Origin of the sequence: Chlamydia buteonis (assembly GCF_900634605.1) — a bacterium.
GTDB classification, from domain to species: domain Bacteria; phylum Chlamydiota; class Chlamydiia; order Chlamydiales; family Chlamydiaceae; genus Chlamydia; species Chlamydia buteonis.
In genome coordinates, this window is the sequence record NZ_CAAAFM010000002.1 from 1 (window position 1) to 12759 (window position 12759).

A 12759-nucleotide genomic window follows, 5' to 3' on the forward strand; every position below is an offset into this window, starting at 1 on the left:
CTAACACTAATAGCTCCCGGGTGACTAGCTTGTGTAGTAATATTATCAAAACACAGCGTGTAACCATTTCCTATGAAGGAAAGATCGCCAGAGCTATCAGAAAAGCAACTACTGGACAAACCCGTGTCACCTAACCCTGCATAGGCAATGCATACATTTCCTGTACACGTGTATATTGTACCGTTGCCGTTGCTTGTTGATAATGGTTGAAACGGCTTACTATTAGTGATTCCATTGTAGCTATGAGCGGGGGTTAAGGTTTTTTGATCTGCTTCAGCGAAGCATAATGAGTTCGAAGCAATTAAGCTCGAGGATATTAAGAACCAGTAAACTGGATGTTTCATAAATGCATGCTTTGGGTGATTTGAGATAGCCCAAATCGATCATAAAAATAATTAAAAGTCAAGGGGGGTTTGCCCAAGATAGAATAAGGGGAACCCTGCCCAGAGCTGGGCAGGGGAGAGCTTTTTAGAAAGAGACCTTAGCACCAAGATCTACGTTATAATTTCTTGAAGAGCTTCGTAATTCGAAACCAAACTGACTGAACATCTCAACACCAGAGGCTAAGGCAATATGGTTGCCTGCGCGAACTATAAAAGCTTGTCTAGCAAGATTTGTAGCTGTTGTTAACCAGGAAACGTCATTGATAGCCAATCCTGTCATACAGCTTGGATTATGACGGTACACATCAGGTACATACATCAGTGTAAGATCATAAGCTGTTCTCTCTCCATAGGCGAGTTTCTCAAATTTTACACCTATAGGTACAGAAACATTGAGAAGGTCGCTGCTTTCAAAGACCCGGCCCTCGGTTGTTGGTTCCTTAAAGTCTTCTTGATGAGCATAGACAACTTGCAATTTTGCAAACGGTGCATAACTATCAAAGATAGAAGAGCTAAACACTGGGATAGGCACGCTGGTCGATAAAGCTACGCCAAGAGTGTCATTCCCCCAAGAGCCTTTAACTTCAGGATAGTCTGTATAGGAAGTTGTCATGTTATTGGTGGTATGGCAATACGTAACTTGCGCATCTAAGAAAATAGGAATTTCTTTAGAAAACCCTGAACAACAGGTATTGGTCCCGTTAAATAACCGTGTTAGATCATCAAATTTGCTCACATGTTGATAATAGATGGAACCCGCGTAGACGTTCCCTGCATTTTTGGCTACAAGGTAGTCTTTATCTTTTGCAAATAACTGACAGAAAGCAACGCTAAGTGAATCTTCCCTAGAGGTATTTGTGGTGGCTCCTAAAACATATCCCGAACTGATATGACGGAATTTGCGATTTTCTGCACTTCGGTCTTTATGGAAGAAATTCCCAATTCCAGAAACCCAAAGACCACGACGTGTCTCAAGAATACTATCAACACTACGTTCCATAACATCTTGAATAGAACGTGAATCCATAAAGGATCCCCAAAGGCTATTTAATACTAAGGGAGCACGACGCTCAGGATTTGGAATGTATCCTGTTTTATTCCAGGTAAAGACAGCTGTTTGTGTTTTAGGATCAGCAGTATTATCTTTGATCCAGCTAATAGACCAGTTTCCTTGATAACCATAATGTTGCTCAGCAACACCTACAACACTACTAGGAACGTTTGTTGTTGTGACGGCACCTTTCCCAAGAAGTTGAATTCCTCCTAAAGCTAACGTATCGTTTAGCTTATGGTCCTCATAAAACTTTCCAGTAGGATCAATAACACCAATAGCTCCAGATAATGTAACATTTTTTCCAGCTGCAATGGCTTCAACTATAGCAAATTTTTTCCCGTCTAAGGTATTTGGATTAATAGCCAGATTAGTCAGTGTAGCATCTTCTATTTTTGCTGATAATTTTGTTCCTGTATCCATGAGGATCAGAGACCCAGCTGTCTGCGAGAGAGTTTTTGCTTCTACTTCAACACCACCCCGCAACACAAGTTCACCAGCAGCTAAAGCTATTGGCTGTGTAAATGTTGTCTTAAGATTGTCAGGAACAGCAGCTTGTTCTTCCGTGAGCTTTTCTCCAGAAAAAACGATTCTTCCGTTGTAAACCTTATCTCCCTCAGCTTTATTTAAAGTGAGAAGATCAGCAGCAGCACCCTCAACCGTTATAGGATCATAGAAAGTAATCGTCTTCCCAGCAGCAGCACGTAAGTTTGTGAATTTGCCATTACCTTCAATGTTAATCGCATTTCTTTTTATTGTAGCATTGTTTTGAGTAGCTATAAGGTTATTTTCAAAAGTAATATTTCCATGCTCAGCTGTTAAGCTACATTCTCCGTTAGCAGCAATACCAATAGCTCCACCTTTAGGCGTAGCGTTAGTAGTTTTGTTATTAGCGAATAACGTAGGCCCACCAGAAGTCAATATGAGCTTATCGGCGTAAATAGCCCCACCTTTTGCCGCAGAAGTATTTTCCTTAAAAATCAAGACTTTGTTATCTCTTATAGTAAGGGTCGGTGTTGTACCTGTTTTGCTACAATGGATGGCGCCACCGCAACCATCTCCTGTGCCGGAAACAGTATTGTTGCTAAAAACAACAGAGTTGTTACCTGCAATAGTTGTAGCAGCTTCTGCGTATACTGCTCCTCCAGAATTCACAGCAGTATTTCCAGAAAATACGACTGCTCCTTGGTTGTCTGAAAGATGAGCAACTTCTGTAGCAGAAATTGCGCCACCTTTTTTCGCACTAGAGTTAGTGGTGAAGCTGATTTCCTTGCTCGAGCCGGTTAGAGAAAAAGCTTTGCAAGAGATCGCTCCACCATTATCGGCGGAATAGTTCTGATCAAAAAGAATACTGGCGTTATTCGCCAAGTTTAATGCTCCTCCTGATACCATAGCTCCTTTCCCCTTATTTACTTTAGAGGGTGGGCATTTCGTAAAGCTCAATTTAGAGAAGTCTGTCAAAGTAAGAATCTTATCCGCAGTGCTAACGTTAACGCCCCCGGGATTAGCTCCGGAATTCACGTTTGTTATGGATAAGCTATGGTTATTTCCTTTGAAAGTTAGATTGTCTGCAGTTTGAACAAAAGCTGATGACGCAAGAGCTGCTGCTTGTCCTACATCTACGATAGAAATATCACTCTCAATGTTGTAAATGGTTCCCCCCGCAGTGTTTGTAGATTGCGGGCTGAATGCTCCATTTGCATCGAGAATAGATTCTTGAGTTAAAGCCACTTCTGCATGCAATTGCGAGAAGTGAAAAGATATTGGTATCGTCAGGGTAGACGATATTAAGATCTTATATAAAGAAGGCCTCATTTTATACACTTGTGGTGAAATGAAAAAAACAGTTTCGTTAAATACTCAAAGATACAAAAGAAAGCAAGTCTAATACAGAAAAGACTTGACATGTTTTTATCATTTTTGGTAAGAGGCCCGGCTGTTCTAGAGGAGAGCGCCTGTTAAAATTTGTACCTACCTCCTATGTCAACGTTGTAATTTCTAGAAGATCCACGTAGTTCAAAAGCTCCGTGGCAAAAGACTTCTAGGTTGTCGGTTAGATGGTGGCGATCAGAACCATCAAGGATCATGGCTTGTCTAGATAAATTTGTTGCGCCTGTAGACCAAGCAGTATTTACAGAAGGTAGGAATACTTTAGATTTTGGAGCGTCGCGATAAATATCAGGTTGATACGCAAGGCTGATATTATAGATATTGTACTTGTTTGTTTTTTCAAATCTCAAACCAATAGGTAGGGAAATGTTTACAAAGTGCGCACTTTGGAAATTCCTATTTTCATTTCCTCCTTTGGTTTCTTTGAAATCTTCTTGTTGTACAAAGACAACATGAAGCTTAACGAAAGGAGAGAGTTCTTCAATTGCAGAGTTATCAATAATTATAGGAAGATAACTTCCAAGTTCTCCAGCTATGCAGTGATTGTTCCATTTTCCTCTCGATGAAGGATTTGGAGTATGCTTGGTCGTCATAGAGTTATGACTTAAGCTATAACTTAGTTGTGCATCAAAGATTACGGGGATCTTCTCAGAATTGTGTTCAAGTATAGCTCCTTTTTTATTCGAAAATTTATAGTGGTTAAGTAACTTCTCAAATTTTGTATGAATAGAAGCTGCGTAGATATGAGATCTAGTATCTGCAAGGTGGTAATCTTTAGATTTCCCAAACATTTGACAGAAAGCAAGATCAATGATTTTATCAGAGATAGGTTGTGTGCTTACACCAACAACATATCCAGAGCTGATATGGCGGAATCCTTTTTGTACTTTCATAGAGTCTCTATGAAAGAAGTTAGAAATCCCTGAAATCCATAAGCCTTTGTGGAAGTCTTCACCTTGGGTGCTAACTTCAACAAGCTTTTGAAATGCACGAATATCAATAGCAGAACACCATAAGCTATTAGGGACTAGGGTGGCACGTCGATTAGCTGTTGGTATGTAACCTGCAGATAACCATTTCATTTCGAATGAGACTTTTCCAGTAGAGTCTTTAACTTCACTAACTTCCCACTTCCCTTGATAACCAAGATTAGAACTTGTAGCCCCTTGGGGGATCATGTTGAAGCCCTCGGTATTTACTTTCCCTTCATTAGGCACAGAAATATCTAGGAAATTTAATGTGAAGTTCTTATTTAGTAAGGGGTTATCATAAAAATTTTGGCTGCTATCTTGGAATTGCAAATTGCCTGTTAGGGTAACATTCCCAGTTCCTCCTTTAGCTGCTAGGGTGATGACTTTTCCATTCTCTAAAGAATCTAAGTTCACAGCAAGATTGGTAATGGTAATGGATCCCTCGGGACTTTCTTGTACTTTAGGAACCACAGATCCTGTTGCAGAGCGACCTCTTTCTTTGAAGTTGATTAAAGAAGACGCTATTAATTGTGATATAGCTCTTATTCCAGGAATTGCATGGTTAGGGGCAGACAGTGCAGACCCAGCTTTTAGACCACTATTGGCAGCAGCAACATTAGTTATAATCGATGTCCCACCGTCCATAACGATTAAAGAGCCTTCTTTCTGAGTGAAAGAATCAACAAGAAGACCTGCACCACTTCTTAAAACAAGAGTCCCAGCTTCAAGAGATACATCGTTATGAATAACACTCGTTGTATTCAAAGGATTTAGAGCATCTTCACTTGAGAGCTTCTCTCCTGAAAATACAATTTTTCCGTTATACACCGCAGATTGTTGAGCTGTTCCAACCGTAACTTTTTGTATTTCTGGATCTAGTGTGTCTGGAGCATTGATTTTTAGAGGAGTTTTTACTGCAGCAGGGGCGGGCGCAGATACTGCGGACGCCGAGGCTGAGATCCTAGAGGTCGCTTTAGCAACCGAAGCCTCTGGTTGTGCTACGGTAATAGCAGCAGCTGGTGCAGTAGTCGTTATAGGATCATAGAAAAAGATTGTTTGTCCTGTTTGAGCACGTAGCTGTGAAATGGTGGCGCCACTAGCTAAATGAATAGAGTTGCAAGTAGGTGTATTACTCCCTTCAGCTTGTATTTCAGCTTTGTTAGCCAAAGTCATAAATGCTGAGGTAATTTTTGCAGATTCACTACCATGCGCTTTAGAAGAATCTGATTGATCACCGGTTTGTTGCTTTTCTCTAGTAGGTACAGCAGCCGCAGCTGCTTCTGTCTTTGTAGGAAGAGTAATTTGATCAGCTGCTGTAACTTTATTGCCTTGGAAGGTAATTGATCCCGTAGCAGCAGTGATGCTGATATCACCGCCATCGGCAATATAAATAGCCCCACCTTTTCCTGAGGAGTTATTAGAGAAAGTGATATTCCCACTAGAGGATAAAACAACTTTCTTAGCGTGAATAGCTCCACCTGTAGTTGTAGAAGAGTTATTATTAAATGTAACTGAAGTATTGCCTGAAATAGTTAAACAGGGATCAGCAGAAGGTTCTGCTTTTTGTGCTATTTTAGCGTTAGTTTCTCCTACTAGTGAGGCTATTTCTGGAGATGGAAGCGTTTGTTTTAAAGGTTGTTTTTCTTGGATGTTATCAAGAGCAGGCAGAGAAGGTGTCGCTGTTAAACAATAAATAGCGCCTCCAGTTCCTGTAGCCGCTACCACCACTGATTCATTGACAATAGCTTTTTCTACGGTGACTGTTGAAGGGGCAGGTATTTGTTGAGCTTGGTTTCCAGAGAAGACAACGTTTTTGTTCCCTGTGATATTGCAGTTGCCATTAACAGAGATCGCCCCGCCTTGATCTTTAGCATTATTGTTCGAGAAAGTGCACGTGCCAGTGTTATTTTCTATAGTTGCTGATCCAGAAACATTGATAGCTCCACCTGCTGTCTTAGAGGAGTTGCTATTAAATGTGATATTAACATTTTGTGTAAGGATAATGTTGGGGGAAGATTCCGCAACAGCTTGTGCTACATCTGCATTATTTGTGGAAGTTTCTCCATTTTTAGCTGTATCTTGACTAGATCCCTCAGTTATAGAAGAAGCATCCGAAGATATTCCTGAATACTTTACTAAAGCCTCTTTGTTAACACTACCTTCAGGATGTGGATTTGCTTTGGTTTTCGTTGATTCTAAACTTTGTCCATTAGCACTAGCTGCTTTTGGACCCACGTAGATTGCGCTATTTGCTTGTGTTTGATCTTGGTTTGTAGCACTAGTAAAAGATAAGTTCTTAAATCCTGAAAATGTTAGTGAAGATCCCGCGCTATTGTTTACGGCAGATCCTCGGGCTGTTACGCTAATATTACTAAAAGTTAAAGAGTGATTTCCTCCAACGAAAGTAAGAGAGCCATCGGTATTGGAGAAACAACTTGCAGAAGTTTCCCCATTAGCTTGCCCTGTTATCGAAGCCGGTGGTGTTTTGGTTTCAGGACTTGGAGCGCTGTTCTCACTTGCAACATCAGATTTTAATGTTTTAGACGAGGTGTAGGGCAATGATGTATTGGGTATTTTTATTGAAACTTCTAAAGTGTTCTTTGCTTCTTTAGTTTCTGTAACTTCGTTATCTGTTTTTGTCTTTTCTTCTGCTTTTGTACTGTCCGCGTCTTTAGAAGATTCTTTATCTTGTGTATTTTCAGAAGTTCCTGAAGCCTCAGTAGGAGACGTGGAATCTCCACTTGTATTCACTACAGGGGATGGCTCCGGTGAAACAGGGCTTGGATGATGATCTGCTCCTGCAGGATCCGTATTATCTTTTGTATCAGAGCCTTGGTCTGCTGATTGAGAACTAGTCTCAATCGTATCTGTATCTTCAGAGTTATTTTGTGATGCAGGAGCTTGAGTTTTGCTTACGTTGATAAATGATACATCACTGTCAAGAGTATAAGTAGTTCCTGTCGAGATAGAGGAATTTTTACATGTAAAAGGCGTTTCGGTAGAATTGCTTCCATTGTAATTATCGTTAGAGCTTAGTGTTTGTTCTCCTGTTTTTAGAGATGCAGAGGATTGGATTATTGCTTTTTCAGTGGCAACGGATGGTAGTGGGAATGTAATCGTTGATGAGATTAACAACCAAGGAATGGAAGACTTCATAACAAGGTTCTTTTGGTGATAAGGAAGATTTCTCCACGCAATAGGTGGTAGAAATTAAAAAATCAAGAGACATTGGAAGAGTGGCAAAAGGAAATGGCTTGGGATATTGAAAATGAAAAATATCAAAAGCCACGCAAAATCTCGCGGCTTTTGAATTTCTCTTTAACTTCTATAAAACTAGGAGAATTATTTTAGGAAGAAATCTCGATTTTCTTAAGAAGGGAGTTTAATTTTTGGGATCGCAATGATGAGATGAATGTCCTTTAGAACAACAATCCCCATTTTGGTGTTTCTTAGAACAACAACCACAAAAACTTATTAAAGAAATAATCCCAGCGATTCCAATAATAATGTAAGTGATTTGTGTTGCTGTTGCACTTGCGCCTCCGCATAGTCGAGCAATAAGGTTTACTTTATGATGAGTTAATCCTATAATTCCTACGTTCAATGCACAAAGAACAACAATAAGAGAGGATAGTCCCCGAACGAGTTTGCCTAGCATTGCTTTTCTCCTAAGTGATGTATATTTAATTCCATCTTTTAATCTTTTTTATAATTTAATAAAGTTTTTTTTTATTCTCAGGCTATTGGGGAGACATTGACTTTTTGTATACAAGGAGTTAAGTTGTGCAAGAAGTTTTTTTTATAAAAACTAAAAGTGAATATTAGCTTCATCGGAATGAAATACCGGGATTAGGAAAATGACACAACCCTATGTAACTAGAGAAGAAATTATTCTTTTGGCGAAGAGTTCAGCTCTGGAATTAAGCGAAGAGCTTATTCAAGAGTATGAAAGTTCTTTGAATGAAGTCATTAAAACTATGGCAGCGTCCATTGCTATGGATGTAACAGACGTGGTTATTGAGGTTGGTTTATCGCATGTTATCAGTCCCGAAGATTTACGAGAAGATATCGTTGCCTCAAGTTTCTCTCGTGAGGAGTTTCTTACTAATGTCCCTGAATCTTTAGGGGGATTAGTAAAAGTACCCACAGTAATTAAGTAGAGATAGCAGTTTTAGGAAGATATGTATCGGAAGAGTGCCTTAGAGTTAAGAAATGCCGTAGTTAGTGGAGAGTCTTCGGCTACAGCAATAGCAAAGTATTTTTATAATAGAATAAAAACAGAAGACAATCAGATAGGAGCTTTTCTTTCTCTTTGTGAAGAAAGAGCCTATGAGAAAGCAGCTATCATAGATGCGAAACGTGCGCGAGGAGAACCTTTGGGGAAACTCGCGGGTGTCCCCATTGGAATAAAAGATAATATTCATATTCGGGGGTTGCGCACTACTTGTGCTTCTAAAATGTTAGAAAACTATACAGCCCCTTTTGATGCTACAGTAGTCGAACGGATAGAGGCTGAAGATGGGGTGATTTTAGGCAAACTCAATATGGATGAGTTTGCCATGGGATCTACAACGCAGTATTCTGCTTTTCATCCTACGAAAAATCCCTGGGATTTATCCTGTGTGCCAGGAGGATCTTCAGGGGGATCTTCCGCAGCAGTTTCTGCAAGATTTTGTCCTATAGCGTTAGGTTCTGATACGGGTGGGTCTATACGTCAGCCAGCGGCATTTTGTGGAGTTGTTGGATTTAAGCCTTCCTATGGAGCGGTGTCCCGTTATGGTTTAGTCGCTTTTGGGTCTTCATTAGATCAGATAGGCCCTTTAACAACAGTTGTTGAAGATGTCGCCCTAGCTATGGACGTATTGGCAGGTAAGGATAACAGGGATGCAACTTCTCAGAAGTTTTTTACAGGGTCTTTCCAAGAGGCGTTGTCTTTAGAAGTTCCGAGTTTGATCGGCGTGCCTATGGGATTTTTAGATGGTTTACGTGATGATGTTAAAGAGAATTTCTTTGCATCTTTAAGTGTTTTAGAGGGTCAGGGTAGCCGCATTGTTGAAGTTGATCTTAACATCTTAGATCACGCTGTGTCTGTTTACTACATTGTAGCTTCTGCAGAAGCTGCAACAAATCTTGCAAGATTTGATGGTATTCGTTACGGCTATCGTGCTCCAGAAGCTCATAGTATAGAAGATATTTATACGATTTCTCGCGTGCAAGGTTTCGGTAAGGAAGTCATGCGTAGGATTCTTTTAGGTAACTATGTGTTATCAGCTGAGCGTCAAAGTGTCTATTATAAGAAAGGATCGGCGATTCGAGTAAAAATCATTCAAGCTTTTCAAAAAGCTTATGAAAAATGTGATGTTATTGCGATGCCAGTATGCTCATGCCCAGCATTCGCCGATGGCGAAATTCTTGATCCTACCTCTTTATATCTCCAGGATATCTATACCGTTGCTATGAACTTAGCCTACCTCCCTGCTATCGCAGTTCCTTCAGGGTTTTCTCGAGAAGGGTTGCCTCTAGGATTTCAGGTGATTGGGCAAAAGGGTAAGGATCAGCAGGTGTGCCAGGTAGGCTATAGCTTCCAAGAACATTCAGGAATTAAAAATTTATACCCTAAAGGATGTAACAAACTTTTTGATGGAGAGGTGAAATAATGAGCAATGTTTATGCTGATTGGGAATCCGTCATAGGTCTTGAAGTCCACGTAGAATTAAACACAGAATCCAAATTATTTAGTTGTGCACGCAACCGTTTTGGAGACGAGCCTAATACAAATATATCTCCTGTATGCACCGGCATGCCGGGGTCACTTCCTGTACTGAATAAAGAGGCTGTGAGAAAGGCAGTTTTATTTGGGTGTGCTGTTGAGGGTGAAGTAGCTTTGCTAAGCCGTTTTGATAGAAAGTCCTATTTTTATCCCGATAGCCCAAGGAATTTTCAAATTACCCAATTTGAACATCCTATTGTGCGAGGAGGACATATAAAAGCTATCGTTCAAGGTGAAGAACGTAGTTTTGAACTTGCTCAAGCGCATATCGAAGATGATGCCGGTATGTTAAAACATTTCGGAGAATTTGCTGGAGTAGATTATAACCGCGCAGGTGTACCTTTAATAGAGATTGTTTCTAAGCCCTGCATGTTTTGTGCTGATGATGCTGTTGCTTATGCCACAGCTCTGGTATCTTTATTAGACTACATAGGCATTTCTGACTGTAATATGGAAGAAGGTTCGGTACGTTTTGATGTAAACATATCAGTACGTCCTAAAGGTAGCGAAGAACTGCGCAATAAAGTAGAGATTAAAAACATGAACTCCTTTGCTTTTATGGCGCAAGCTTTAGAAGCAGAGCGTTGTCGTCAGATTGATGCGTATTTAGAAAATCCAAATAAAGACCCCAAAACTGTTATTCCGGGAGCTACATACCGTTGGGATCCCGAAAAGAAAAAAACAGTGTTGATGCGTCTTAAGGAACGGGCTGAAGATTACAAATATTTCATAGAGCCTGATCTTCCAGTGTTGCAGTTAACAGAAGCTTATATTGACGAAATTCGTAATACGCTTCCTGAGCTCCCTTTTAACAAATACCAAAGGTATTTGCACGAATATACTCTTGCCGAGGACATCGCAGCGATTTTAATTAGTGATAAGCATATTGCCAACTTCTTTGAATTAGCCGCTCGAGAATGTAAAAACTACAGAGCCCTTTCTAATTGGTTAACTGTTGAGTTTGCCGGACGTTGTAAACTCAAGGGTAAGAATCTAGCTTTCTCAGGTATCCTTCCCAGTAGTGTAGCTCAGCTTGTTAATTTTATTGATAAGGGAGTGATTACTGGAAAGATTGCTAAGGATATCGCGGACATGATGATGGAATGTCCTGAAAAGAGTCCTGAGACTATCCTCAAAGAGAATCCTGAAATGTTGCCAATGACAGATGAAAGTGCATTAGTTGCGATCATTTGTGAAGTGATTACCGCGAATCCGCAGTCTGTTATAGACTACAAAAGTGGTAAGACCAAGGCTTTAGGATTTTTAGTTGGACAAATTATGAAACGTACCCAGGGCAAGGCCCCTCCAAATAGGGTGAATGAGCTTTTGCTTGTGGAATTAGGTAAATAATAATTGAAAAATCCAATAGTTTTTCGTATGCTATTGAGTATCTAAGGGAACGAAGGCTCTTTTGAAGTTAAAAACGTCAAAAGAGCTCTTTTATTTTGTCTGAACAGAAATCCAAAAAACTTAATTTTTCTTCTTTCTTTTTTTCCTATTTTGTTTGTTTTCTGGCTCCGAACCTTCCGCATCAGAAGATTCGTCATCGCTACTATGACTCGGATCTTTACTTTGTTGTTCTTCGTCTCTACTACGAGATCTTGTTGAGGATACTGCTTCTATGCGACTTACCCTCCGTGGTGTGGAGGTGAGAGGCCCTGGGCCCACAGGCTCTCCAGCCACAGGCTGACCTAAAGGAACATTCTGTGCAGAAGATGACGATTCCTCTAGAGGTAATGAGGAGGGAGCCTTGTAGTTATAGGAAAATGGATTATATGCGTCATGGAGGAATTCGAAATCACTCTTTAAAAATAGGGGGTGTTCTCTATTTTCTACGGATATAGAGTCGGAATGGGCTTCTGAGACTTCTGAGTGATTTCTAAATGTATGATGAAGTACTCCTTGGGAGTTTTTGCTGATATGTCTATGCCGTGTATGCGTACGATTTTCTTGATCTTCATGCTCACGTCGAGCTTCGGAAGCAAAATCCCGCCTTCTTTCCTGAGAAACACGTCTTACATCCCTTTCAGAAGGCACATTTGGAGTTATAGACTGTTCAGAAATATCTATAACTTTTTGCTGGGCCTTTATTAAAGCTTGAGTTTTAAAGTGTTGGAATGTGACCTTGCTCAATGATACTAAAGCCAGACCTATAGTCATAAAGCCCATAAGGAATTGAGGATTCGCCAGAATAAGCGTACTTCCCCCAACAGTGAAGTATGCTGAGGCAATTAAAGCCGAAGCAATGCCTAGAAGAATAAAGGGTAAAAGGACAGCTGTGATCGTATCGGCAATTTTTTGTGACTTTGGTGTGTTGGCAATATCGGAAACTAGCATAGTCAATCCCAAAGCACCAAAGATAAAGCCGGGAATTAATCCAAATAGTAATAAACCCTGTCCCTGAGAGGCGACAAGAATACCAATGATCGAGATAATAGCAATAGCAATAATCCCTATGTCAAAGGTGTAACGCATCTTAGGATTGCGATCGGGAAGAGAAAGCAGCCTTCCAAAAAATCCTAGGGAAGTCGCTCCGATACGCTTACCAGAGCCGGTATGCGATGCGGGCACTTGATTTCTTGGAATAGGTTGGTGTGATTGCCCTAAAGGATCTAAAGGATTACCCATGTATTTAGCTCTATTTTTTTCTTTGTATAGTCTTTAGTTGTTAAAACAGTTTTAATAATTTAGTTA

Annotated in this window: 7 protein-coding genes and 1 pseudogene; 3 read left to right on the forward strand and 5 right to left on the reverse strand. The window is 40.2% G+C overall.

Annotated features, from left to right (window positions below; all coding sequences use genetic code 11):
- From E1N70_RS03440 to E1N70_RS03455, 4 genes and pseudogenes are all read right to left on the reverse strand, one after another.
- Positions 1 to 344: pseudogene (locus E1N70_RS03440) on the reverse strand (chemotaxis protein); the annotation flags it as partial.
- Between the two features lie 124 nt (positions 345 to 468).
- Positions 469 to 3249: an autotransporter domain-containing protein gene (locus E1N70_RS03445; protein WP_131744160.1), complete on the reverse strand. Its 2781-nt coding sequence runs from the start codon at positions 3247 to 3249 to the stop codon at positions 469 to 471.
- 143 nt (positions 3250 to 3392) lie between these two features.
- Entirely contained in the window at positions 3393 to 7451 is a 4059-nt protein-coding gene (locus E1N70_RS03450) for a polymorphic outer membrane protein middle domain-containing protein (protein ID WP_131744161.1), read from the reverse strand.
- A 226-nt stretch (positions 7452 to 7677) separates the two neighbouring features.
- On the reverse strand, positions 7678 to 7953 hold the full coding sequence (locus E1N70_RS03455) for a DUF378 domain-containing protein (RefSeq protein WP_014944881.1): 276 nt from the start codon (positions 7951 to 7953) through the stop codon (positions 7678 to 7680).
- A gap of 199 nt (positions 7954 to 8152) precedes the next feature.
- On the opposite strand from E1N70_RS03455, the gene gatC reads away from it, so the two are divergent.
- From gatC to gatB, 3 genes are read left to right on the forward strand one after another with little or no spacing between them, the layout of a single operon-like run.
- Positions 8153 to 8455 carry an Asp-tRNA(Asn)/Glu-tRNA(Gln) amidotransferase subunit GatC gene (gene gatC, locus E1N70_RS03460; protein ID WP_014944882.1) on the forward strand — a complete coding sequence of 101 codons (303 nt, stop codon included), beginning with the start codon at positions 8153 to 8155 and terminating at the stop codon, positions 8453 to 8455.
- A 21-nt stretch (positions 8456 to 8476) separates the two neighbouring features.
- Entirely contained in the window at positions 8477 to 9952 is a 1476-nt protein-coding gene (gatA, locus tag E1N70_RS03465) for an Asp-tRNA(Asn)/Glu-tRNA(Gln) amidotransferase subunit GatA (RefSeq protein WP_131744162.1), read from the forward strand.
- Positions 9952 to 11415, forward strand: a complete 1464-nt coding sequence (gatB, locus tag E1N70_RS03470; RefSeq protein WP_131744163.1) for an Asp-tRNA(Asn)/Glu-tRNA(Gln) amidotransferase subunit GatB — start codon at positions 9952 to 9954, stop codon at positions 11413 to 11415. The genes gatA and gatB overlap by 1 nt, the downstream gene beginning before the upstream one ends.
- Before the next feature lie 120 nt (positions 11416 to 11535).
- Here gatB and E1N70_RS03475 read toward each other — a convergent pair whose 3' ends face one another.
- Complete coding sequence (locus E1N70_RS03475) at positions 11536 to 12693, reverse strand: IncV family inclusion membrane protein (protein WP_131744164.1); 1158 nt, start codon at positions 12691 to 12693, stop codon at positions 11536 to 11538.
- Between the last annotated feature and the right edge of the window lie 66 nt (positions 12694 to 12759).

What these genes read in the sequence shown, in the direction of transcription:
- E1N70_RS03445 (WP_131744160.1), bottom strand. Translation starts at nt 3,249, where the DNA reads ATGAGGCCTTCTTTATATAAGATCTTAATATCGTCTACCCTGACGATA.
- E1N70_RS03450 (WP_131744161.1), bottom strand. Translation starts at nt 7,451, where the DNA reads ATGAAGTCTTCCATTCCTTGGTTGTTAATCTCATCAACGATTACATTC.
- E1N70_RS03455 (WP_014944881.1), bottom strand. Translation starts at nt 7,953, where the DNA reads ATGCTAGGCAAACTCGTTCGGGGACTATCCTCTCTTATTGTTGTTCTT.
- gatC (WP_014944882.1), top strand. Translation starts at nt 8,153, where the DNA reads ATGACACAACCCTATGTAACTAGAGAAGAAATTATTCTTTTGGCGAAG.
- gatA (WP_131744162.1), top strand. Translation starts at nt 8,477, where the DNA reads ATGTATCGGAAGAGTGCCTTAGAGTTAAGAAATGCCGTAGTTAGTGGA.
- gatB (WP_131744163.1), top strand. Translation starts at nt 9,952, where the DNA reads ATGAGCAATGTTTATGCTGATTGGGAATCCGTCATAGGTCTTGAAGTC.
- E1N70_RS03475 (WP_131744164.1), bottom strand. Translation starts at nt 12,693, where the DNA reads ATGGGTAATCCTTTAGATCCTTTAGGGCAATCACACCAACCTATTCCA.